Raw genomic sequence first — 23512 nt, 5'->3', positions numbered from 1 at the left:
AATTCACAAAATTAACTTAATTGAGTTTCTACCTATCTTAAAAGAACTGAAAAAACTGCTACAGAAAGATGGACGTCCGTATCTATCGGTGCAAATTATGTTCAGGTACGTTATAATTTCTCTAGAAAGTCATCACGTATTCGATTGAAAGGAGGATTCATTTGTCACTTGTGTTTTTGATTTTCTTACCTATAATAGCAGCACTGTTCATCCCGCTGTTGTTTAAAAAAATCGGCCAGATTCATACCGGCTGGTTTGTTTTGGTTGTTCCGGTGATTTTATTCATTTATTACGCTACCCAGCTTCCGACTACAATGGACGGCGGCACACGGGTTTCAGAATTTCAATGGATTCCCTCACTCGACCTCTCATTCATAGCCTACCTGGATGGATTGAGCCTTTTGTTTTCGTTGCTTATTACGGGCATCGGATCTCTGGTCGTCTTGTATTCAGTTTTTTACCTGGATAAAAAACGCGAGCAATTACATAATTTTTACGTTTATCTATTGATGTTCATGACTGCCATGCTGGGCATCGTCCAGTCTGACCATCTGATTACGCTGTACCTTTTCTGGGAACTGACCTCGATTTCTTCGTTTCTATTAATCGGTTACTGGTATACCCGTGACCGCTCGCGGTTTGGTGCTTTGAAATCGATGATGATTACCGTGTTCGGCGGGTTGATGATGCTCGGAGGTTTTGTGCTTCTCAGCATTATGGGCAACACGTACTCCATCCGCGAACTGATTTCCCAGGCTCCGGAGCTGCTTGGCCATGAGTTCTTTACTTGGGCTTTGGTATTGATCCTGCTTGGTGCGTTTACGAAATCCGCGCAATTCCCATTCTACATCTGGCTTCCGGATGCAATGGAAGCGCCGACACCTGTCAGCGCTTACCTGCATTCAGCCACTATGGTGAAAGCCGGCCTTTATCTGGTCGCGAGATTCACACCAATTTTTGCCGCTTCCGGCACTTGGGTGTGGCTGGTGACCGGAATCGGGTTGTTCACCATGTTCTGGGGATCGTTTTTTGCACTAAAGCAAAAAGACCTCAAGGGAATCCTCGCTTTTTCAACAGTATCCCAGCTTGGATTGATCATGAGTTTGCTCGGTGCTTCTGCACTCGGCTTCCATGTTGAAGATGCCGCCGGTACGGTATTTAAGTATGCGGCTTTTGCAGCAATTTTCCACCTGGTCAACCATGCGGTATTTAAAGGCAGCCTGTTCATGATTGCTGGAATTGTCGATCATGAAACCGGTACACGCGATATCCGCAAACTCGGCGGGTTGATGAGCATTATGCCGATCAGCTTCACGATTGCGATGATCGGTTCGTTCTCCATGGCTGGGATCCCGCTTTTCGGCGGTTTCCTCAGCAAGGAAATGTTCTTGACGGCCATGCTTGCCATCGCAGAATTCGATTTGTTCTCCATGGATGTATGGGGAATCCTGTTCCCTGTCTTGGCATGGATTGGAAGCGTTTTTACGTTCGTTTACAGTTTTTATTTTGTGTTCCACACCTTTGCTGGCAAACACAAGCCGGAAGAATTGCCGAAACATGCGCACGAAGCACCTATCGGGATGCTGGTATCCCCTGCTATTTTAGCGGTGTCTGTCATCGCCATTTTCTTTATTCCAAACGTGGTTGGCGATTGGCTTGTGAAACCGGCAGTGCTGGCAATCCAGCCATTTATGTACAGCAGTCCGGAAGAAATTGATATCCATGTTTCCGCTTGGCACGGTGCGAATACCGAGTTCTTTATGACGCTTGGCATTTTTGCCATTGGTGCTCTGCTGTTCTGGTCGTTCCGCAAATGGAAGCAGGCTTACGAAGTATTCCCTGACAGCGTTTCGCTCAACCGCTTATACGACAGCTTCATGTATTTAAGCGATGGCGGAGCCAACCGCTTTTCCGCTGTTTACATGACCGGCTTCATCCGGTCCTACCTTGTGTATATGTTCGGTTTCCTCGTGCTGATTGTTTTAAGCACATTGGTCATTACCGATGCCTTTGTTTTGGATCTGAGCAACACAGCTCCGATCGGCATTTATGAAATCATCATCCTGGTCGCCTTAGTGGGCGGCACCATCACCATTTTGGCGGCGAAATCCAGATTAACTGCTATTATCGCACTCGGTGCGGTAGGTTATTCCGTTGCTTTGTTCTTTGTCATTTTCCGCGCGCCGGATTTGGCTTTGACGCAACTGGTGATTGAAACCATCTCGGTCGCTTTGTTCCTGCTGGCGTTTTATCATTTGCCGAAAGTGAGCAAAAAAGAAGAACGGATGGGCTTTAAACTTGGGAATGCCGCGATTGCTCTAGGAGTCGGCATCACCATGACACTTGTCGCTTTGGCTTCCCATTCGCAAAAAATCCTGCCGTCCATTTCGGAGTATTATAAAGAAACCGTCTACACTGAAGCCGGCGGCGGAAATATCGTCAACGTCATTCTGGTGGATTACCGCGGTTTTGATACGCTGTTCGAAATTACGGTTCTTGGCATCGCCGGGATTGCCATCATTTCCATGATCAAACTCCGTTTAAACAAAAAGGAGGGGCAACATGAGAACAAATGATGTGATGCTTCAAACCGCTACAAAAGTGGTGACTTTTATCATTTTGATGTTCGCTGTCCATATTTTCTTCGCTGGGCATTATACGCCGGGCGGCGGATTTGTCGGCGGCCTTCTGACAGCCAGTGCCATTGTTTTGCTGATGCTGGCGTACGACATAGAAACGGTGAAAAAAATCATCCCGTTCAATTACGTCATGATGACCGCTACCGGCCTGCTATTGGCCCTTGGAACGGCGAGCGCTTCCATTTTCTTTAATGTCCCATTCTTTACACATGCCTACGATTATTTCGATTTGCCGCTTTGGGGCAAAACATCTTTGCATTCTGCCGCTTTGTTTGATCTAGGTGTTTATCTGGTTGTTGTCGGCGTTACGATGACCATTATTCAAACGATTGGAGAGGATGAATAATGGAAATTATCATGTCGGTTGTCATCGGCTTCTTGTTTATGGCAGCTGTTTACCTAATGCTTTCAAAAAGTTTGATCCGCATCATTATCGGTACCGGCTTGCTCAGCCACGGCGCGCATTTGTTGATTTTGACAATGGGCGGCCTTGGCGGCACTGCGCCTCCAGTAGTTGCGGACGGCGTAAGCATTTCAGATTATGTCGATCCCCTTCCGCAAGCGCTGATTTTAACGGCGATTGTCATTTCTTTTGCGGTGACGTCATTTTTCCTGGTGCTTGCTTACCGTTCTTATCAGGAGCTTGGCACCGATAACGTGAATTTAATGAGAGGAACTGAAGACAATGATTAATTTACTTCTCTTTCCTGTCTTAATTCCGTTGCTATTTGCTGCGATTCTATTGTTTTTCCCTAAAAATATCCGTATGCAGCGAACATTCGCTGCAATAGGGGCAGGACTGGCTTTAGTTGCAGTTTTGTTTTTAATAGCTAAAGTGAAGACAGATGGCATCCAGGCTGTCACATTAGGCAGCTGGGATGCACCTTTCGGCATTACGATGGTATCTGATTTGTTTTCCGCTTTGCTGGTGCTTAGCGCAACAATCATTACCTTATTCATTATTTTTTACAGCTTCCCGACAATCGGGGCCGGACGTGAACAATCGTTTTACTATCCTGCGGTGCTTTTCCTGTTGACCGGTGTTAACGGAGCATTCACGACCGGTGATATTTTCAACTTATTTGTATTTTTTGAAGTGCTGTTGATGTCTTCTTATATGCTGATTGTCCACGGCGGCGAAAAACCGCAGCTGCGGGAAACAATCAAATATTTGTTGGTCAACGTGATCTCTTCTGCATTGTTTGTGTCAGCAGTCGCCTTTTTATACTCGGTTACCGGAACTTTGAATATGGCCGACTTAGCTGTTAAAATTCCCCAGATTGAAGCGACTGGAATCTTAACGGTAATTGCGGTGATGTTCCTGGTGGTTTTCGGCTTTAAGGCTGCTATTTTCCCGCTGTACTTTTGGCTGCCGGGAGCTTATCATGCTCCCCCTACCCCCATCTTGGCGCTTTTCGGTGCTTTGCTGACCAAAGTCGGGGTTTATGCGATTATGCGTACATACACCTTGTTTTTCACAATGAACACAGATTTCACGCATGAGCTGCTGGCCATCATTGCCATCCTGACGATCTTGGCCGGCTGTATTGGGGCCCTTGCTTATTTTGATGTTAAGAAAATTATCATTTACAATATCATCATTGCTGTAGGGGTGATTTTGTTCGGCGTATCGCAATTGAATGAAGCCGGTGTGGACGGGGCAATCTTTTACTTGGTCCACGATATGTTGATCAAAGCGGCCCTCTTTTTCCTGGTGGGTATTGTTGCTGTCATTTTTGGGACATCCAATTTGCGCCAAATGGGCGGATTGATGAAAACCCATCCATTCCTCGGATGGGTGTATCTGATCACTGCATTCGGCTTAGCCGGTATTCCGCCGCTTAGCGGATTCCCGGGTAAATTGCTTATTGTACAAGGTGGATTCGAGGGGCCGCATTTCTGGGGCAGCATTGTGGTATTGGCAACAAGCTTGCTTGTATTGTTAAGCGCAATGCGCATTTTCGTTTATGCATTCTGGGGAGAACCGGTTGAAACGGTGCCTTTAAAAAAATCAACATACCGCCAAATGCTGATTCCTTCGGTACTGTTGGTCGCCATCACGGTTTTCATTGGTGTGGGCGCTGAATTGTTCATGCCATTGATCAATGGGGCTGGTGAGGTTCTATTAAATCCATCCATCTATATAGATGCGGTATTAAAGGAGTAGATGAAGATGGCTTTGCAAATTTTACTGAATTTCTTTTTAGCCGGAGTTTGGATGTTCATGACCAACGCGTTTACTCCAACCGGTTTTGCAGTCGGCTTTATTGTGGGCTTGCTGCTCATTATTCTGATGCGCCGTTTCTTTTCTTACCGGCTTTACACGTCACGGATTTGGGCAGTCATTTCGCTGTTCTTTCTGTTCCTGAAAGAATTGGTTCTTTCAAGTTTCTCTGTATTTAAACTGGTGATCCAGCCGAAGTTGGACATACACCCTGCTGTTTTCGAGCTGGAAACCGAATTGAAACACGACTGGGAAGTGACTTTGCTTTCTGCATTGATCACCTTAACGCCAGGTACACTGGTGATCGGAATATCGGAAGATCAAAAGCGCCTGTACATTCACGCCATCGATTTCGAAGATATTGAAGACGCGGTGTCTTCCATCAAAAACACATTTGAGCGTGCAATTCTGGAGGTGAGCCGCCCATGATGACATTTTACTGGGTTGCCCTTATGATTGTAAGCTGTGCTTTTGCTGCTCTTTTGTTCCGCCTTGTCAAAGGGCCGACGGTTGCTGACCGTGTAGTGGCGCTTGATGCTTTAGGTGTGGCACTCGTATCCATTGTGGCATTGCTGTCGCTTATCATCGGAACCGAGTTTTTCCTGGAAATCATTTTGCTCTTAAGCATCCTGTCGTTTATCGGGACTACGGCATTTGCGAAATTCATTGAGAGAGGAGAGATTTTCGATCGAAACAACAATCGTTAACATCCTCATCATCATTCTAATCAGCGTAGGGGTCATTTTGAGTGTGGTTACAGCCCTTGGACTTTTGCGGCTGCCAGATGTCTACACTCGGACGCACGCAGCTTCTAAAAGCTCTACACTGGGTGTAATGTGTATCCTTGGCGGTACATTTATCCACTTCTGGCTGCTGGAAGACCATTTTAACCCGCAGCTGGTGATTGCCATCGCTTTCTTGTTCATCACTTCTCCCGTCGCAGGGCATTTGATTGGACGCGCGTCTTATATGTCGGGCATCCCCCTTGCCGAAGAAACGGTACGCGATGATATGAAAATAGCAATAGAAAAGGAAAAAGGCGAACAAAAATAAAATGAGCCAGGAAGCAGAAAACTGCTGCCTGGCTCATTTTTATGTTTTATTGTTCTTCTGCCATTTTTTCAACCATCATGGCCAGTGTGCGGACCATTGCGCCCGTTCCGCCTTGCGGCCCTAAATCATGCGGAGATGCTGCATGTGAAGTCCCTGCGATATCCAAATGGATCCAAGGTGTGTTTTCAGCAAACTCGCCGACAAACCCGCCGCCGAAAATCATATGGCCGTCACGGCCCGGCGAATTGTTCAAGTCAGCAACATCGCTTTTGCGGATGCGTTTCTTGTCGCGTTCAGTCAGCGGCAGTCTCCAGACAAATTCGCCTGTTTCAAGCGCCGCTTCCATGAAGGTCTCAAAAAAGGCTTCATCGTTTGTCAACGCACCTGTTTTGTCATTGCCAAGTGCCACAATTACGCCGCCGGTCAATGTCGCCACATCAATGATATGTGTTGCGCCCATTTGTTTCGCATACGTCACCGAATCAGCCAGCACCAAACGGCCTTCCGCGTCTGTGTTCAGGATTTCAATTGTTTTGCCGCTCAGGGACGTGATGACATCATCCGGCTTGAAGGCATTGCCGGATACCATGTTATCCGTAGAGGCAATAACCGCCACGACGTTTTTCTCCGGCTTCAATTCCCCGATGACTTTCATGGCGCCGAGTACCGCTGCCGCTCCGCCCATGTCGCCTTTCATGCCGACAATGCCGTCTTTCGGTTTCAAGGAATAGCCGCCTGTATCGAACGTGATCCCTTTTCCAACAAGAGCCAGCGGATTATCAAAGCTGTCTGTCGCTTTGTATTTCAACACAATCAGGCGCGGCTCTTCAACAGACCCTTGGTTTACTGCAAGAATGGCACCCATTCCCAGTTCTTCAAGTTCCGCTTTGCCCAGAATGTCGGTTTCAAAACCATACGTTTCTCCAAGTTCCTGTGCGTAATCAGCAAGTGCTGTCGCAGTCAAGAGATTTCCCGGCATGTTGACAAGCGTCCGAGCTTCATTAACCGATTGCCCGAACACTTGGCCAATAAACGCCGATGCCTGCACTTCGTCTGCATCTTCCTGTGTCAGCAAGGCCAACAACTCTAACTGAACATCCGCTTCATTTGAAGATGTTTTGTAATCATCAAAACGGTATGTTCCCATGCCAATGCCTTCAGTAGCTAAGTAAGCAGCGTCTTCAGCACTGATGCTGTCGTTTTGGAACGAATCCAAATACACGGCCGCATGCTTGATTTTCTTCTTCAACAACTCTTTGCCGACTTGCCCGAAAGCTGTCCGGACATCGTCTTCCGTAAGTTTTTTTCGGTCATTCAAGCCGATAAACAATACCCGCGGAATTGAACCGGATAAAGTCGGGTATGTAGTGGATGCGTTCAAGTCAAACGACAGATCTTGTTTTGCCCATTCTTCCAGCTTGCCGTTAAAGCGCTCGGAAAACTCGCTCCAGCCCTTAGTATTCTCGGGATGGCGGCTAAGGCCGACGACCAAAATTTCCGCTTCAAGATTTAATGCATCTTGCTGTACTTTGAGTTCCATGAAAATCCCCCTCTTTTTTTGCTTTCCTTTTCAGTTTATCATGTCTGCTCTTTCTCGAGTAGTTCGTTACTCGAAACAATCAAAAGAATGTTTTTATTTGCCTTGGGCTGACAGTGAAGGCAAAATATAAAAAAACGCCAGACCGATTTGCCGGCCTGGCGTTTTCTACATAACCCGTTAAAACATTTGATAGCCCATCTTGCGAAGAATCTTCATAACAAAACCGGATGTTACCGCTCCAGCAAAACCTGCCAATAGCACAGCTATATCACTGCCTGTCAATGAAGTCAGCGTATCTCCCAGCATTGAGAAAGATTCACCCGGGTTGGTGAAGTAATCGAAAAAGCTGACATCGTCAATGATCAGCAGCACCACAATCGGATAAACGATCGCCATCAGCCACGTCATGCGCAAAAGCATATTCAACAAAAAGCCGATGCCGAAAAACATTACAAAAAATAAAAGAACCGAAATAATTAACTGAACAATACTAAATGATGTACTCATGAATTCTAACCTCCGATATTCCTTTCATCAGTTTACCCGAAATGTTGAAGGCTTTCAACGACACGAACCAGAGTTCATCGCTTTGTCAAATATGGAAAAGAAAAGCGGAAGTGTCTGTTCAGCTCCGACAGGCGTAAGACAATCTGGCGAAGCGGCGCTTTTTGCCGCACAGCAACGAAAAGTGGAAGTGCTTGTCCAGCTCTGACGGGCATAAGAAAGACCAGCGAAGTGGCGCTCTTTGCCACACAGCTGGGCTAGCTTATGTCCCGAAGAGCTAAGCACTGGAGACTAGACACAGAGTGGCTTACGACCCGAGGAGCTAGGCACTGAGCTAGACAAGAAAAGCGCAGGCGGCCTTCTAGCCCCGACAAGCGCTGGAGGGTTTGGCATGAATGGCGCTCTTTGCCATTCGAGGCAAAACCGAAGCGACCTCGAGGGGCTGGCCGCCGGAGCTGGACACTAAGAAAAGCGCAGCCGGCCTTCTAGCCCCGACAAGCGCTGGAGGGTTTGGCATGAATGGCGCTCTTTGCCATTCGAGGCAAAACCGAAGCGACCTCGAAGGGCTGGCCGACAGAGCTGGACAAGAAAAGCGGAAGCGCCTGTTCAGCTTCGCCAGAAATTCCTTGGGCACAATAAAAAGACGTCTGTGGAGTTGTCTCCACAGACGTCTTTCGGGGGATCATTTTTTGCCGGAACCTGAACAGCGGGAGCACGTTTCTGAACCGCCCAATCGCAGCTGGAAGTATCCTTGGCCTGCACAATAAGGGCATTTATTTGTAGGCATTGCCTTTTTAAAAACTGTCATTCGAAACACCTCCCTCTGTCATTGTTTTTAATATTCTGATAATATACCATGTCTTTTTTTATTATGCAACAATAGAAAAAAGAGATGTAAACGGATACATCCCTTTTTTTCTTTCATATTCCACTTTCAGCTTTCATATGCTCTATTTTTTAAAAAATAATTTATATGTAGAATAGCCGAAAACATCTCCCGGGTTTACATCTTCTATAGCCTCGAATCCTTCTTCAAGCACATAATTCACCATTTCCTGAAGCATGACTGATACTGAATCATCTTCTGCCAACTTCTCTGGAGACAGCCAAGCCGCTTCATAAAGTTCTGAAAGCTGTGCAGCGATCGGCTGATTCTCCTCTCTTGCTTTCATTAAAAAGACGGCCATATTGTCGCTGATTTCCTCCCGGATTACCCCGGTCCGAAAACCAATCATTCCAAGCACTTCGCAATCAATTCCGGTTTCTTCTTTCACTTCCCGGACCGCTGCTTCATCGATTGTTTCCGTCGCCATGACAAAGCCTGCAGGCAGCGACCATTTGCCATTCAGCCCGCCGTAGCGCTTTTTCACCACCAGCCATTCGTTTCTGCCGTTAACGACTAATCCGGCTGCTCCGAGCCAGATGTTTCCGCGTTTGTGTTTTGCCATCCACATTTCATCCCCTTTAACAAAAAAAGCCCCCGCAAGCGGAGGCTTTTGATCTGATTATAGAACGTTGAATTTACCTTTTTTCATCACAAGGCCAGGTCCGCCAACCAATAGCAATGCACGGTTGTCGATCATTTTCTTCATGAATGAAGCACGTTTGCCAGTAATCTTCTTGCCGAATACGACGCCGATAGCATCATCTTCGCCTAAAGAACAAACTGTTCCTTTCAAGTCAGGAACGAACGGCATTGTATCTTCGCCTTTGATCAAGGAGTTGATGTTTTTCGCTATTGTTTCACCTTGCTGCATCGCAATTTGTGCAGTCGGTGGGTATGGACGGTTTGTTTCTTCGTTGATCATCAATGCACAGTCGCCAACGATAAAGACATCCGAGAAGCCTGGAGCGCGAAGGTCCGGTTCCACTTTTACGCGGGCGCGCATGTTTTCAATCCCCGACTCTTCGATCAGCTTGCTGCCGCGTACGCCTGCAGCCCAAACCACTGTACCGGCTTTGATGAATTCGAATTTATCGTCGCCTTTTTTAATGTTAACCCCTTCAGGCGTCGCTTCAACAACCGGCGTACCGATTGAGAATTCGATTCCTTTGGATTCCAATTTGCCTACTGCATAGCTGACAAGTTCCGGATCAAATCCAGGCAATACCATTGGTGCTGCCTCTACACAGACAACACGAACTTTTTCGCGCGGTACATCGTATTCTTTGCAAAGTTCAGGTACACGGTTAGCAAGTTCGCCTAAGAACTCGATTCCTGTAAATCCGGCTCCGCCGACAACAATTGTCAAACGGCTATCGTCTTTTTCTTCTTCCGCTGACCAGTTCGCAAATTGGAACTCGATGTGCTCACGGATATAACGTGCAGCTTTAACGTTCGCAATCGAAAGTGCATATTTATCAAGGCCAGGAATTCCGAAAGTTTCCCCTTCGAACCCTAAACCGATCACAAGATAATCGTATGTAAAGACACCGTTATCTGTCGTTACTTTTTTGCCTTTAACATCGATTGCTTCTACTGTTGCTTGGACAAATTTCGTTTTCACGCTATCGATTACATCTTTGATATCGTAACGAACTTGTTCTGGAAGAAGTGTTCCAGCAGCAGCTTCGTGAAGCCAAGTGCTTTCGTAATGGTATTCGTTTTTATTGATCAACGTAATGTCAGCACCATCTGTGCCCAACACTTTCTGCAAGTTTACTACAGTAGTCAAACCGCCGTATCCTGCTCCTAGTACTAAAATTGAGGGTCTCTTAACCACAATCGCAACCACCTTCAAGTCATTTTTAAAGCTTATATACTCCTACACTCTATATTAGCCCTTTTGTATACCGTTTTCAACTCACAATTCCCTTGCTGTAAGCTTTATCCATCAAGTGTGATGGAATTATTACGGATGTCCGCATTGATTAAGAAAGAACTTGTGCAATGTGCTTGCTTTCTGCAAATTGCCGTTCCTTAGGTGTATTCTAAATTAAAAAACCTTCTCAGATGAGAAGGTTTTCCACTTTAACAACTTTCCGGCGTACCCGCTTTTTTGGCAGTTCGGAAAGAAGTTCCACAGCCGCATGAAGCGATGGCGTTCGGGTTTTCAATGGTGAAGCCGCCGCCCATCAATGACTGCTTGTAATCAACTACTGTACCGGTCAAAATAGGTGCATCTTCTCTCGCCACTAAAATGCGGATGCCGAATTGTTCCAATATATCATCATCAGAGCCTTGTTCTTTTTCAAAGCCCATTCCGTATGTCAATCCGCTGCAGCCTCCGCCTTTAACAGCTACGCGAAGAAATGAATCTTCTTCTTCGTTATGGCGCATCATTTCTTTGACTTGAAAAGAAGCCGCTTCAGTAATTTCAACTACTTGTGCCATGCCTATCACTCCTCTTTCATCATCATAGCAATAAATGTTTGCCCGCTTCAAGCGAACAAGCTTGTGGCAGGCGTTAATTATATGTAGCAAAAAAGGGACCTATGAGGGGTCCCTTGGCATTAAAATACTTGTTCTACTTCTACAACGCCAGGAATTTCTTCCATCAATGCGCGTTCAATACCTGCTTTTAATGTAATGGTCGAACTTGGGCAGCTTCCGCATGCACCCAGAAGACGAAGTTTTACGATTCCATCCTCCACATCTACAAGCTCACAGTCTCCACCGTCACGCAAAAGGAATGGACGCAATTTATCTAAGACTTCCATTACTTGGCTTTCCATCATAGCTTCAGTCATTTATATCGACTCCTTTCATTATAATCATTATAATGTGATTGAGAGGAAAAAGCCACTAATGAATTTACAGGAGGTACACTAAAATGCCAAAAGAAATCTCGATTGAAGTTTACGGAACCGATGTTATTTGTGCAAGCTGCGTCAATGCCCCTTCTTCCATAGACACCTATGAATGGCTCGAAGCGGCAATTTCTCGTAAATACAAGGACCAGCCATTTTCAATTACCTATATCGATATTGAGAAACAGCAAGACCTGGAACACCGCAAAGACTACGCCCAGCGGATCCTGGACGATGAATTTTTCTATCCGCTTGTATTAGTCGAAGGCGAAGTTGTCGGCGAAGGCTACGTCCAGTTGAAACCGGTATACAAAGAACTTGAAAAGCACGGCTTCTCAGCAGAAGCATAAAAAAAGCGCTCCTATGAGCGCTTTTTCATTTATATTAGGTTTTTTTAATTTGAAACTTCAAGAGGTTGTTCTGCTATAAGCTCGTTCTTTCGGTTCTTCTCTAGTTTTAAAGTGAAAAGTGTAACGAGACTGATAAGCATAAAGCCAGCAATAACAAACATGCCTTCTCTTAACTCTACGACACCCAGCAGCATCGGGCCAATAAAACCGCCAATTGCAGAAAGCGAGCTTACCAAGGCAATGCCTGCAGGTGCTGTTGATTGCGTAAAGAAGAACGTTAAATATGCATAGAATGAACCCGATATTCCGTATAATCCTGCAGAAGTAATCGATAACATTAGGACCATTAAAGGAGCAGTCGGTACCAGCGCACATCCTATGAGGCCAACCATAGCAATTGAAATGCAGGCAATTAAATGCTTTTTATAAGAGTTTGTCCGATCTGCATTCCATCCAACAAACAGTATGGCCGGAATGGCGATAAGTGATGGAATCATGGCCAACCAGCCGATTTGAATATTTGTCGTCGAAGAAGAAGATAAAGATTTAAGAATTGTCGGCATCCAATATGACAACCCATTTACAGCAACGAAGCCGGCCATATTAACAAGAGACAATTTCCAGACTTTCGAATCTTTCAACATGGCACGATGCGAAGTTTTATTAACCATAGAGCTTAACTCTCTCTCTTTTTCCAATTCGCCTTCAAGCCATGTTTTTTCTTCAACTGTCAGCCACTTCGCATCAGCCGGCTTATTTGTCAGGTAAAACAAAACAACAATTCCCAATAGCACGGCCGGTATACCTTCTAAAATGAACATCCATCTCCATCCTGCTAAACCACCCCAAGAAATTGTATCGATAATCCAAGTAGACAGCGGTGCCCCTACCAACGCACTCAAGGGCAACGCGACGAAAAAGACAGCGGTTGCTTTCCCTCTTTCACGCGCTCTGAACCAATACGTTAAGTAAAGAATGATGCCAGGAGTAAAACCCGCTTCAGCCACCCCAAGTAAGAAGCGCAGTATATACAAATGTGCAGCAGATTGTACAAACCCCGTCAATACAACGATAATTCCCCAAGTAATCATAATACGAGAAATCCATAATTTTGCACCAAACTTTTTTAACATCAAATTACTTGGAACTTCAAACAGGAAATAACCGATAAAGAATAAACCCGATAACAAACCGAATACTTCAGCTGTTAAGGCTAAATCTGCATTCATCTCTAGAGCAGCAAACCCAAGATTGATCCTATCCAAAAAAGCAACTGCATAAAGAAGTAAAATAAACGGCAAAATCCTTTTCATCGTTTTCTTGACCGTTCTTTTTTCAATATCAGTTATTGGGTGCATATGATCCATTCCTTCCCCTCCACTTCAAATTAACTACCAGAATATATACATGTATTTCTATAAATAGCCCACCAAAAATCGCAGCAGAGACTTTTCTTTTTCCAGCCTGTCCATCAAGTTGAGGCGGCGACTCTATGTATCCGCTTTCATTTATTCGAAGAACCGCCGTTTCATATTCACATATAAAGTCATACGGAATAAAGCTTGTAAACTATTCATCTAATTTGTAGTCTAATCATTTAAAAGCAAAGAACTAGAAATGTTTGCATCTCCTCTCTTTTCTTTCAGTCTTCCGGGCTTTGTTTTCAGTAAATTCTAACTATATTGACACTTTACTGATTTTGCCATATAAGTTCTAGAGTGTTCGTTGTTAGTTTTCTTACAAAAATTCCGCAACAATTTTACAGTTTTTAAAATGTAAGTTTAGTTTAAACCTCTAAAAGTTTACTTTTAACGCAAAAAGACCTTAAACACCAATGTGTTAAGGCCATTACCAAAAATCATCCTAGTTTGTATATTGTTTGAGGACTTATCTTCTTAAAGTACATGAATTGAAAAAGCTATTCCATTGATTTACAACAGCCATTTCAAGTAAGCAAAAAAAGAGGCTTCCGTATAAGCTCTCACTCGCTACGGCAGCCTCTTTTCACTTTAATTTTGCATAACGCTTCAGATTCAGAAAGAAAGTCTCTTACAAAATCCGCAATATGTTAATGTTACTTTTCTCTAATCAGCCATTATGCCATTTGTACATCCAAAGCACGCCAGACTTCATCAGACGGGCAATGCGGCCTGTTACAGTACGGTCTGCCAGATAAGCGAAACCTTGCTTTTTGCCGAGCGACCCAAGGAATCCTTTTAGCTGGATTTCCGGCATCTGCTCAGGCAGCGGCTGGTTTCTCCAAGTTGCCGACAGCACTTTGACAATTTGTTCCGCTTGTTCTTCTGCCAGCTGCGCAGATGGCGCCATTGGCAACGCCGCACAGTCGCCCACAACATAGACGTTTTCATGATTTGGAATTTGGTGGTACTGGTTGATCACAATGCGTCCGCTGCTGTCGCTTTCAAGCCCCAGTTCACGCACTACTTTCACCGGTTGGATGCCTGCCGTCCAAACTACCGCATCCACCGGAATCGTGTCTTCGTGGTTATAAAGAAGATTCGGCTCCACTTTCGTGATGTTGGAGCTCGGAATCACTTCCACGTTGTTTTTATCGAACCATTTTTTAACGAAATTGCTTAAGCGTTCCGGGAAGTCCCGCAAAATTCGCGGACTCCGGTCGAACAGCTTGATTTGAAGATCTTGTCTGCTTTCACGCAGTTCGCTTGCCAGTTCAATTCCGCTAAGGCCGGCGCCAACAACGCCAACTACCGCGCCAGAAGGAAGGCCTAAGAGCGTTTTAAAGGTTTCGCGTGTTTTGCCGATCGTCTGGATGCTGTACGTGAATTCGTCCGCTCCTGGAACGCTGTGGTATTTGTCTTCACAGCCCAAGCCAATGACCAAATCATCGTATTCGATGCAGTCGCCGTTTTCCATGACAACGCAGTTTTCATCCATGCTGATTTTTTCAATTTCTCCGTGGACCATTGTCAAGCGGTCGCTTTCAGGGAATGCCACCCGCACTTCATGGTCCGACGCTGTTCCTGCAGCAAGCGCATAAAATTCCGTCTTCATGCTATGGAATGGCGTTCGGTCGATTAAAATAATTTCGGTATCAAGCGGAAGGTTATTTGGCAACAGGCGAAGTAATATCCGCATATTCCCATATCCACCGCCGAGTAAAACTAATTTTCGCATAAGTATCTCCCTTTTCATCCGTATATCTGCACAATTTCTCAAATAAGAGTATAGCTGATTGTGATAACTTTCACAAGCTATTATACAGAAATCAATTAATTGACTACTGCTATAAAAAAAGGTAGGATTTCAAAGTAGCGAGGTGACCAAAATGAAACCAATTGTGGAATTTTGCATCAGCAATATAGCAAATGGATCACAAGAATCTTTTGAAAAACTGGAACGGGATCCCAATCTTGATGTCCTGGAATATGGCTGTTTAAGTTATTGCACAAAATGTTCGGAATCTCTATATGCACTCGTAAATGGTGAAATCGTAGAAGCAGATTCGCCCGAAGAGCTGACCAAGAATGTTTATGAGTTTATAGAAGAAAATCCTTTATTCTAAGCCGTTCCCAGCGGCTTTTTTATTTTGTCCAGACTCCAGCGCCCAGATCCGGTAGGTGCTTTCACTTTTCTTATAATGTCCAAAATCCAAGGTGTTCCAGCAGATGCGTCGGCTGGACATCTTTTTTCATAACATCTTCCATTGGCGTAACACCGGTATTGACGTGGACCGTATCAATTTCAAAATGGACGCCTGCTAAAATATCAGTGTCGTAATTGTCTCCGATCATGACCATGTCGTTTTTTTCAAATCCGTGTTCATAAAGAATGGCGTCGAGCATATGCCCTTCCGGTTTGCCGATATACACCGGATCCACTCCTGTCGAAGCAGCAACAAGCGTCGTAAATGCCCCGTTTCCTGGGAGCAAGCCTCTTTCCGACGGAAATGCCAAATCGCGGTTAGTTGATAAAAAGACGGCGCCTTTACGGACTTCCAGGCATGCCGTTGCCAGTTTCTCATAGTTGACTGCAGGGTCTATCCCCATCACCACGATATCGGCGTCCTGTTCAACTTGCGAGATGCCTTCTTGCGCTAACGCTTGATGCAGGCCGTCTGAACCGATTACAAAGACCGTCTTATTCGGATACCAGCGCTTGATGTATTTGGCGGCAGCAAGTGCGGAAGACATAATTTGGGACTCTGTTGTATCAATGCCAAATCGCGCGAGCTTTTGATGGAGCTGCAACTGGGTCATCGAAGCATTATTTGTAACAAAAAACGGTTCAATGCCTTCTGTTTGAAGACGGCGGACAAAATCCACCGCTTCTGCGATGGGTTCTGTTCCCCGGTAGACCGTGCCGTCTAAATCCAGGCAGTAAGCTTTATAATTTTTCATTGTTAGACTCCGGCAAAAATGCAGATACCGGCCCCAGCTCATGCTCTAAATAATGTTCAACTTTCGGCGCAAAGTCTTTCAATGGCACGTAGTTTGCACGAATAACATCCACCAATTCCTGATGGTCCACTTTCATAAATTCCCGTACCAGCATTTTCCGAAGCCCAATCACCTTTTTCAATGGTTCATCCATTTCTGCCGTAATGACTTTTTCGTCCACCAGAATATCAATGATGTCCTCATAGCTGCCAGGATCGCGCATGATAAATCCGTCAATCATGGAATTTCCCATATCGATCATCGACTCAATCAAATTATTCGCAAGGCGCTCCAATGCCAAATGGTCCAGCAACGATGTCCACTCTTTCTTTTCCTCGAACAAATCAATCAGCGCAGCCATGTGGCTTGCTGTTTCTGTAATTTGGTTTCTATCTATAAAATACATTCAAAACCCTCCATTAAACTTAGCTGTTTTCATGCTGTTCTCTTCTTTATCATATCATAAGGCACGAAAAAACCCTCGCCAGATTATGAATCTGTCTCGAGGGTTTCCGGTTGTTGTTCAGGTTCTGGTGCAGGGGCTTTGCCCACTTTCTTGATGACAAAATAGGCACAGCCGAAATTGCAGTACTCATACAAATAATCCTGCAAGGTGCTGATTTTTGTGTCATAAGTCGCTTTATGATTGGTATCTTCAAAAAAGCCTTTTAAGCGGAGCTGGCCATATCCCCAGTCTCCCAGTATATAATCGTATTTCGCCAGGATTTCGCTGTAGCGGTTGGCCAGTGCCTCTTGCTGAAATCCTTCCCGGTAATCGATTATCACTTCATATTCCCATTGATCTAATATAACCATCGTTATCACCATCCATTAGCTGTTTGAAACAGCTGCTTGTATATCTCCAAGACGCTGGCGTTCTTTTGCGGCTGCGTTGACTTGCTCATCCGCATGGTAGCTGCTGCGGACGAGCGGCCCTGACTGGCAATGCGAAAATCCTTTTTCCATTGCAATTTCCCACAGGTCCTTAAACTCTTTTGGTGAATAGTATTTCTGCACCTTCAAGTGTTTTTTGGAGGGCTGCAAATACTGGCCAATTGTCATGATATCAACATCATTTGCCCGCAAATCGTCCATGACTTCAAGTATTTCTTCTTTTGTTTCGCCCAGTCCGATCATCAGTGAAGACTTAGTCGGAATTTCCGGACGGATTTCTTTTGCCCGTTTCAATAGTTCGAGCGAACGGTCATACGTTGCCCGTGCACGGACTCTCGGCGTCAATCTTCGGACGGTTTCGATATTGTGATTTAAAATATCGGGTTCCGCCACCATCAGGCGTTCCAGGTTTTCATACACTCCGCCCATATCAGAAGGCAGAACTTCAACAGTCGTAAATGGATTTAAACGTTTGATGGCGCGAACAGTTTCAGCAAACACTTCCGAGCCGCCGTCTTTTAGGTCATCGCGGGCTACAGCTGTTATTACTGTATGCTTTAAATTCATCAATTGCACAGATTTTGCTACACGTTCCGGTTCCTGAAGATCCAGTTCATTCGGCAACCCAGTCTTAACTGCACAAAAACGGCAGGCACGGGTACAAACAGCCCCTAGAATCATAAAAGTGGCCGTTCTGCGGGTTCCCCAGCATTCATGGATGTTTGGGCAACGGGCTTCTTCACAAACCGTATTCAGGTTGTTTTCCCGCATCATCTTTTTCAGATCCGTATAGTTTTCATTTGTGTTGAGTTTGATCTTTAACCAATCGGGCTTCCTTAGATGTTCCTGTTCAACTGACACGCTCATCGTCCCCATTCTGTTAAGTTATGTATGAAACCATTCCATCCAAATGTACCATAAAGAATGTTCGCTCACAATATAACAAAAGATGGAAGGCTTTCTATATGCACAAAAAAGCCCGGAAGCTGATGCTCCGGGCTTTTTTATCAAGCTGCTCTTTTTGCAGCTCTGCTTTTGCTGACGGCGTGCATGATGCTTGCCACTAATCCGCCCCAAATGATGACCATTCCGATAATCATTACTACGATTGCGCTTGTTGACATCAAATACGCCCCCTTATTTTTCTTCTTCAAATTCTGCATGGTCTTTATGCCATTTTCCAAAAGACGCCAACACACCTAAGATAATGGCCGCTGCAGCTACTGTTACTCCAGCTGACATGATAAACATGTCGGAATAACCCTCGTAATTTCCATTCTCTGTATCAAACTGTTTTAAAAGATTCACTTTAAACAACCCGAACATCATATATCCTAATACAATCGGCGTCACGATACCCAAGCAGATTTTCCACCATCCGCCAAGCCGGATATCCGAAATAGCATCAGCATGGCCTTTAAGCATATCCGCTTTTCGGAATACCCACACCACTAAGATAACTTCTACTAAACCGATGAAAGCTACCCCGAACTGATTGATGAAGTAATCGACTACATCCAGGAAGTACAATCCGCCTTGAGTAGCAAACAAAATTGAAATCAAAGCAGCCAGTCCGCCACCAAAAGCCAAGGATTTATTTCGAGAAATGCCAAATTTCTCTGAAACGCCGGCTACATAAGTTTCTGTAATTGAAATCAATGAAGTCAGTCCGGCAAGCGTCAATGACAAGAAGAATAGTGCTCCAAACAAGCCATTGAAGCCGGGAAATTCATTGATAATCTGCGGGAATACCACAAACGCCAAACCAACGCCGGCTGCTGCTACATCTGCAACTGCAACTCCCTGCTGATTTGCCATAAAGCCTAAAGCGGCAAATATCCCAATACCGGCAAGCAACTCGAATGCTGAGTTGGCAAATCCCGTAATGAATGCATTATTGGTCAAATCTGATTTTTTTGGAAGGTAACTTGCGTAAGTAATCATGATGGCAAATGCTACAGATAAGCTAAAGAAAATATGACCATAAGCTGCGACCCAAACTGCCGGGTTCATAAGCTCTTCAATATTCGGCTTGAAGAATGCATCAAGCCCCATCAACGCGCCATCTAAAGTTACAGCACGCAACACGACGATTAAGAAAATAACAACAAGTGTCGGTATAAAGATGCGGTTTGCCAGTTCAATCCCCTTTTTGACACCGGCAAATAATATTCCAAGCGTAATTATCCAAACAAATGCTAATGGAATAAAGACTCCCCATACAATTCCGCCCGTTTGCCCAGGCTGCACCGTTAAATGTAAAAATTCATTAAACAAGAACCCTTCTGTATCTGATCCCCACGCTAAATTGAATGAGAAGATGGTATAGCGAATTGCCCAGGCGATAATAACAGCATAATAACAGGAAATGATAAACGATACGAAAACTGCCCACCATCCGAGCCATTCCAGTTTTTTCCCACTCATTCTAAAGAATGATAGGGGCGCTGATCCACGAAACTTTTGACCAATGGTGAATTCCATGATTAAAATCGGGATTCCTGCTGTAAGCAGAGCGAATAAGTACGGTATAAAGAATGCTCCTCCACCATTTTCATAAGCGACGTATGGAAAACGCCAAATGTTTCCTAAACCTACTGCGGAACCGATTGCCGCCATAACGAAACCGGCTCGCGTACCCCATTGCGAACGTTCCATTTTTGTTCCCCCTTTGTGCTCCCATTTTTATTACAGAAAAATAGGAAGTTTGTTTATTTTCAGATTATTTGATAATCTAAAAATAGTATAACTATGAGGGCAATTAAAGTAAAGACAAATTAAAAGATTCCAAAAGAAAACTATTAAAATAATAATAAAAAAGCAGAGATTTTAAATCTCTGCTTTTTTATTATTGAGTATTTACTTGTTTTCCAACTAAAGAACCCTGCTTAGACCAGATTACAAACAATATCACTAAAATAACAATAACGGATGCTAGTGCCAGCCAAAGCGAACCGGTAAACCCTATGACAATATACCCTACCGCGCCAATCGCAGCAGCGGTCAATGCATAAGGCAATTGCGTTAAGACGTGATCCATATGGTTGCTCCCCGCTCCCGTCGACGACAAAATCGTGGTATCCGAAATAGGTGAGCAATGGTCGCCGAATACGGCTCCTGCCAATACTGCTGCCAATGCCGGCAACAAAAGTTCAGGCGCCGCCTGAGCCATAATATTTCCTGCGATCGGAAGCAATATTCCGAACGACCCCCATGAAGTTCCTGTTGAAAATGCCATAAACCCTGCAAGTACATATAACAATACCGGCAAAACTGCTGTCGGCAAGTTCCATGCAGTGACAAGGTCTGCCAAATACAAGCCGGTTTGAAGGGCATCGATCAAGTAGCTCAACGACCAGGCAAAGATTAAAATGAACACCGCTCCGGACATGGACTTAATGCCTTCAGCAATCCCTTTAAACATCCATGTCGCATTGGCCGTTTTGTTCTTTTTAAATTGTCTCACGTACAACAGAATAGAAGAAACCGCTCCGAGCAGCCCTCCTACCAGTAAGGAAGTTGGTACGTCGGTGTTTTCGAAAATTAACCAGATATCAAAAATTTGTCCAGCATTCTGGTAACCTGTGTACAGCATAGAACCGACAGTTCCGGCAATCAGCAAGATGATTGGCAGCAATAAATCCATGACATGGCCATGGGAATGCGTCGGGAAATCTTCCTTCATTTCACCTGGAATTGTTTTATTGGCATCATATAATTCACCTGTTTCGATGGCACGGATTTCGTGTTTTCTCATCGCACCAAAATCCACGTCGCGAATGGCAATGAAAAAGACAATGGCCAAGGTGGCTATGACGTAAAAGTTCATCGGCGCCATCCATACGAAAGCTTGGAGAGCAGACATCTGTACATAGCTTTGGCCCGCTAAAATTGTTGCTACAATCCCGATAATTGCTGCTCCCCAGCTGGATACCGGTGAAATGACACAGACCGGTGCAGCGGTAGAATCGATGAAGTATGCCAGTTTAGCACGGGATACTTTATAGCGGTCCGTAATTGGACGCGCCACTTGTCCAACTGCCAAGGCATTAAAGTAATCATCGATAAATATAACCATGCCAAGCATTACTGTAAGAATTTTAGCGCCTCGGCGGCTCTTGATGCGTGTAGCTGCCCACTCTGCAAAAGCATGGCTTCCGCCGGACAAACTGACGAACGCAGTGATGATTCCGAGCAAGAGCAGGAACAGAATGATGAAGACGTTATAAGCGTTAAAGCCTTCGTCCCAGAACGTAATGGCAAATGAATTATAAACTTCCCGCAATGCTTCCAGCGGCGCAAACGATGTTAAAATCAAAGCACCCGCCACAATTCCCGCGCCGAGCGATAAAAGCACGCGGCGAGTCAGCAGCACCATGACAATCGCAATGATTGGCGGCAAGATCGAAAAAAAAGTGTTTTCCATGTTACAGATTCCTCCTGTTTTTTAGAATGGAAGAGAAAGAAAAAAGAACTCACTGTCTCCCAATGGATACAGTCAGCCCTCTACAATTCGTCTGTGCGTTCAAACACCAAACAACCCTGTAGCTCTTCGCCTATGTTAAAACATAAACGACAGTGGCATTCTTGTTCAGAATACCCCCAGCTCTTTTTTCAGTGACAGCAAAAAAAGAACTTCGGCAAAACTTCCTTTTGGATGTGTTCAACGTTGTCACACTCGCACATCGTACTTATAAGTTTTGCAGCCTCTACCCATCAATATTTATTTCATAGTAAGCATAGCCCATACAATTTACAAAATCAAATGTATATTAAGTGCGAATTTTCTTTCAACGGATGGCTTTGCTCCGGAAATACTGGCTGAAAACGTCCCGCAGGAATTCGGGCATAAAATACTTTTTCGGAGCGCGCTTCAGCGATGGGAAAAAGTAGCCGAACGTAAACATATCCAATGTAATCAGTTCGAAGGTTTCGTCGTGGGCTGCCGGTTTTCCGCCGACAAACAGCTGATGATTTCTCAACTCCAGGCCCACCCGGATCATTTTGCCGACCACTGCTCCCCGGAACCCCATCCCTTTCAATTCAATATGCGGCCACTCTGCATTTAAGGACTGCATATAAATTTCTTTCAGCTCTGCCCCGGTCAGCTCGATCAAACACGGATTAATCGGATGCGGCAGCATTTTATGGAAGTCGTAGCGGGTTGCTTTTCCGATCGGCATGTCTTCCATAAACAACCCGGCATTAAATAACGCACAAGGAGCACCTGAAAATTCCAGCAAGGCTTCGCCAAACAATTCAGCAAGTGCGGAGTCTTTGAACCATTCCGCCTTCAACTCTTTCTCATTATAAAAAATCGGCTCATCCAATTGCGCTTTGCCTTGTTCAATCAGCAGCTCGTTGAATGTGTCGTCGCTGTTTTGCAGCGTCGCGGTTTCAATCAATTGCGCTTTTTTCTCCTGGAGAAAGGGCTCGATGGTGACATGGCCAATGTACATGCCAAATTTTCCAGCGGCACCGAGCAAAGTATTGCCGATTAATTTTCCTTCATGAAAAATATGGTGTGTATGGGCTCCTAGAATCACGTCAATGTCCGGGCATAATTCCGCTAAATATTCGTCTTCCTTGACGCCCAAATGCGATAGGCAGATAATCAGGTCTGCCTCTCCTTTAATAGCCTCTACAGCCTCTATAATGGCGTTTTTAGCGTCTGAAATCGTCCAGCCGAGGCGTTTATAGAACGGGGTGAATTCGGCCGTAGCGCCGACGAGACCAATGGTATACCCGCTTTTTGTTTCGATCAGCCGGTGCGGTTTTGCCCATTCGGGACGGTCGCCGTTCGGCTCATGCAAATTAGCGACAATCACGTCAAAATCAGCTTGTACATATAATTCGTCCAATTCTTCTTTGGACAGCGTAATGCCCTCATTATTGCCGATGGTTACCGCATCGTACTCGGCATCATTCAGCAATTCCACATTGCCTTTTCCGGCTGTTCCTTCCGTGTAAGGATGCGAGCGGTCGACATGGTCGCCGATATCGAGAATCAGGCAGATGTCCCCTTCTTCCTCATGCCAGCGCTTCCGCTCAGCCAGTAAGTTCTTGATGCGCGGCCAATTCGAAAAATGGCTGTGCAAATCGTTTGTATGATATATATGAATGGTCTCACCCATTACTTC

26 protein-coding genes and 1 riboswitch are annotated in these 23512 nt (G+C 45.0%); of the genes, 9 read left to right on the top strand and 17 right to left on the bottom strand.

What is annotated here, in order from left to right; translation table 11 throughout:
* The first annotated feature begins 161 nt into the window (after nucleotides 1-161).
* The 7 genes from QWY22_RS06450 to mnhG are packed head-to-tail and all read left to right on the top strand — an operon-like array spanning nucleotide 162 to nucleotide 5916.
* Nucleotides 162-2576: a Na+/H+ antiporter subunit A gene (locus QWY22_RS06450; protein WP_300983617.1), complete on the top strand. Its 2415-nt coding sequence runs from the start codon at nucleotides 162-164 to the stop codon at nucleotides 2574-2576.
* On the top strand, nucleotides 2563-2985 hold the full coding sequence (locus tag QWY22_RS06445) for a Na(+)/H(+) antiporter subunit B (protein WP_036808360.1): 423 nt from the start codon (nucleotides 2563-2565) through the stop codon (nucleotides 2983-2985). Before QWY22_RS06450 ends, QWY22_RS06445 begins: the two co-directional genes overlap by 14 nt.
* The gene (locus tag QWY22_RS06440; protein ID WP_036808358.1) at nucleotides 2985-3332 is read left to right on the top strand and encodes a Na(+)/H(+) antiporter subunit C; all 348 of its coding nucleotides are present in this window, start codon (nucleotides 2985-2987) and stop codon (nucleotides 3330-3332) included. The genes QWY22_RS06445 and QWY22_RS06440 overlap by 1 nt, the downstream gene beginning before the upstream one ends.
* Entirely contained in the window at nucleotides 3325-4806 is a 1482-nt protein-coding gene (locus QWY22_RS06435) for a Na+/H+ antiporter subunit D (RefSeq protein ID WP_300983616.1), read from the top strand. Before QWY22_RS06440 ends, QWY22_RS06435 begins: the two co-directional genes overlap by 8 nt.
* A 6-nt stretch (nucleotides 4807-4812) precedes the next feature.
* On the top strand, nucleotides 4813-5292 hold the full coding sequence (locus QWY22_RS06430; RefSeq protein ID WP_074510179.1) for a Na+/H+ antiporter subunit E: 480 nt from the start codon (nucleotides 4813-4815) through the stop codon (nucleotides 5290-5292).
* Complete coding sequence (locus tag QWY22_RS06425; protein WP_300983615.1) at nucleotides 5289-5570, top strand: Na(+)/H(+) antiporter subunit F1; 282 nt, start codon at nucleotides 5289-5291, stop codon at nucleotides 5568-5570. The genes QWY22_RS06430 and QWY22_RS06425 overlap by 4 nt, the downstream gene beginning before the upstream one ends.
* Nucleotides 5518-5916: a monovalent cation/H(+) antiporter subunit G gene (gene mnhG, locus QWY22_RS06420; protein ID WP_407072348.1), complete on the top strand. Its 399-nt coding sequence runs from the start codon at nucleotides 5518-5520 to the stop codon at nucleotides 5914-5916. The genes QWY22_RS06425 and mnhG overlap by 53 nt, the downstream gene beginning before the upstream one ends.
* Nucleotides 5917-5962: 46 nt before the next feature.
* Here mnhG and QWY22_RS06415 read toward each other — a convergent pair whose 3' ends face one another.
* The 7 genes from QWY22_RS06415 to QWY22_RS06385 all read right to left on the bottom strand — a co-directional run bounded on the left by QWY22_RS06415 (nucleotide 5963) and on the right by QWY22_RS06385 (nucleotide 11650).
* Complete coding sequence (locus tag QWY22_RS06415) at nucleotides 5963-7456, bottom strand: leucyl aminopeptidase (RefSeq protein WP_300983613.1); 1494 nt, start codon at nucleotides 7454-7456, stop codon at nucleotides 5963-5965.
* Nucleotides 7457-7633: 177 nt separating this feature from the next.
* Entirely contained in the window at nucleotides 7634-7963 is a 330-nt protein-coding gene (locus QWY22_RS06410) for a YuiB family protein (protein ID WP_036808331.1), read from the bottom strand.
* 679 nt (nucleotides 7964-8642) lie between these two features.
* Nucleotides 8643-8768 carry a YuiA family protein gene (locus QWY22_RS06405; RefSeq protein ID WP_407072347.1) on the bottom strand — a complete coding sequence of 42 codons (126 nt, stop codon included), beginning with the start codon at nucleotides 8766-8768 and terminating at the stop codon, nucleotides 8643-8645.
* Nucleotides 8769-8910: 142 nt separating this feature from the next.
* A complete protein-coding gene (locus tag QWY22_RS06400; protein WP_300983612.1) occupies nucleotides 8911-9408 on the bottom strand; it encodes an NUDIX domain-containing protein in 498 nt (165 codons plus the stop codon).
* A gap of 57 nt (nucleotides 9409-9465) precedes the next feature.
* The gene (locus QWY22_RS06395; protein ID WP_246316515.1) at nucleotides 9466-10683 is read right to left on the bottom strand and encodes an NAD(P)/FAD-dependent oxidoreductase; all 1218 of its coding nucleotides are present in this window, start codon (nucleotides 10681-10683) and stop codon (nucleotides 9466-9468) included.
* A 248-nt stretch (nucleotides 10684-10931) separates the two neighbouring features.
* A complete protein-coding gene (locus QWY22_RS06390; protein ID WP_036808321.1) occupies nucleotides 10932-11294 on the bottom strand; it encodes a HesB/IscA family protein in 363 nt (120 codons plus the stop codon).
* Nucleotides 11295-11413: 119 nt separating this feature from the next.
* Nucleotides 11414-11650 (bottom strand): NifU family protein, encoded by a 237-nt coding sequence (locus QWY22_RS06385; protein ID WP_036808320.1) that lies wholly within the window; start codon nucleotides 11648-11650, stop codon nucleotides 11414-11416.
* A gap of 83 nt (nucleotides 11651-11733) precedes the next feature.
* Here QWY22_RS06385 and QWY22_RS06380 point away from each other — a divergent pair, with 83 nt between their 5' ends.
* Complete coding sequence (locus QWY22_RS06380; RefSeq protein WP_300983611.1) at nucleotides 11734-12060, top strand: YuzD family protein; 327 nt, start codon at nucleotides 11734-11736, stop codon at nucleotides 12058-12060.
* A gap of 44 nt (nucleotides 12061-12104) precedes the next feature.
* On the opposite strand, the gene QWY22_RS06375 is transcribed toward QWY22_RS06380, so the two are convergent.
* Nucleotides 12105-13427, bottom strand: a complete 1323-nt coding sequence (locus QWY22_RS06375) for an MFS transporter (RefSeq protein ID WP_300983610.1) — start codon at nucleotides 13425-13427, stop codon at nucleotides 12105-12107.
* A gap of 721 nt (nucleotides 13428-14148) precedes the next feature.
* A complete protein-coding gene (locus tag QWY22_RS06370; RefSeq protein WP_300983609.1) occupies nucleotides 14149-15216 on the bottom strand; it encodes an NAD(P)/FAD-dependent oxidoreductase in 1068 nt (355 codons plus the stop codon).
* 151 nt (nucleotides 15217-15367) lie between these two features.
* Between QWY22_RS06370 and QWY22_RS06365 the strand changes: the two genes are divergently transcribed.
* Nucleotides 15368-15604, top strand: coding sequence for a YuzB family protein (locus QWY22_RS06365; RefSeq protein ID WP_036808312.1), 237 nt, complete (start codon nucleotides 15368-15370; stop codon nucleotides 15602-15604).
* Between the two features lie 70 nt (nucleotides 15605-15674).
* Here the strand turns inward: QWY22_RS06365 and QWY22_RS06360 are convergent, their stop codons facing one another.
* The 8 genes from QWY22_RS06360 to QWY22_RS06325 form a co-directional block, all read right to left on the bottom strand.
* Nucleotides 15675-16439 carry a TIGR01457 family HAD-type hydrolase gene (locus QWY22_RS06360; protein ID WP_300983608.1) on the bottom strand — a complete coding sequence of 255 codons (765 nt, stop codon included), beginning with the start codon at nucleotides 16437-16439 and terminating at the stop codon, nucleotides 15675-15677.
* Nucleotides 16426-16884: a DUF86 domain-containing protein gene (locus QWY22_RS06355; protein ID WP_300983607.1), complete on the bottom strand. Its 459-nt coding sequence runs from the start codon at nucleotides 16882-16884 to the stop codon at nucleotides 16426-16428. The genes QWY22_RS06360 and QWY22_RS06355 overlap by 14 nt, the downstream gene beginning before the upstream one ends.
* Before the next feature lie 83 nt (nucleotides 16885-16967).
* The gene (locus QWY22_RS06350; RefSeq protein ID WP_036808306.1) at nucleotides 16968-17294 is read right to left on the bottom strand and encodes a YutD family protein; all 327 of its coding nucleotides are present in this window, start codon (nucleotides 17292-17294) and stop codon (nucleotides 16968-16970) included.
* Nucleotides 17295-17309: 15 nt separating this feature from the next.
* Nucleotides 17310-18233, bottom strand: a complete 924-nt coding sequence (lipA, locus tag QWY22_RS06345; protein WP_300983606.1) for a lipoyl synthase — start codon at nucleotides 18231-18233, stop codon at nucleotides 17310-17312.
* Between the two features lie 146 nt (nucleotides 18234-18379).
* A complete protein-coding gene (locus QWY22_RS06340) occupies nucleotides 18380-18496 on the bottom strand; it encodes a methionine/alanine import family NSS transporter small subunit (protein ID WP_300983605.1) in 117 nt (38 codons plus the stop codon).
* A 13-nt stretch (nucleotides 18497-18509) separates the two neighbouring features.
* A complete protein-coding gene (locus QWY22_RS06335; protein WP_300983604.1) occupies nucleotides 18510-20030 on the bottom strand; it encodes a sodium-dependent transporter in 1521 nt (506 codons plus the stop codon).
* Between the two features lie 190 nt (nucleotides 20031-20220).
* On the bottom strand, nucleotides 20221-21798 hold the full coding sequence (locus tag QWY22_RS06330) for a Na+/H+ antiporter NhaC family protein (protein WP_300983602.1): 1578 nt from the start codon (nucleotides 21796-21798) through the stop codon (nucleotides 20221-20223).
* Between the two features lie 111 nt (nucleotides 21799-21909).
* Nucleotides 21910-22092: riboswitch (Lysine riboswitch) on the bottom strand.
* A gap of 70 nt (nucleotides 22093-22162) precedes the next feature.
* Complete coding sequence (locus tag QWY22_RS06325) at nucleotides 22163-23506, bottom strand: bifunctional metallophosphatase/5'-nucleotidase (RefSeq protein ID WP_300983601.1); 1344 nt, start codon at nucleotides 23504-23506, stop codon at nucleotides 22163-22165.
* Nucleotides 23507-23512: the final 6 nt, after the last annotated feature.

The organism is Planococcus liqunii (assembly GCF_030413595.1).
Lineage (GTDB): Bacteria > Bacillota > Bacilli > Bacillales_A > Planococcaceae > Planococcus > Planococcus liqunii.
The sequence above is the reverse complement of the archived record's forward strand: the minus strand, read 5'-3'. Positions and strand labels throughout refer to the sequence as shown.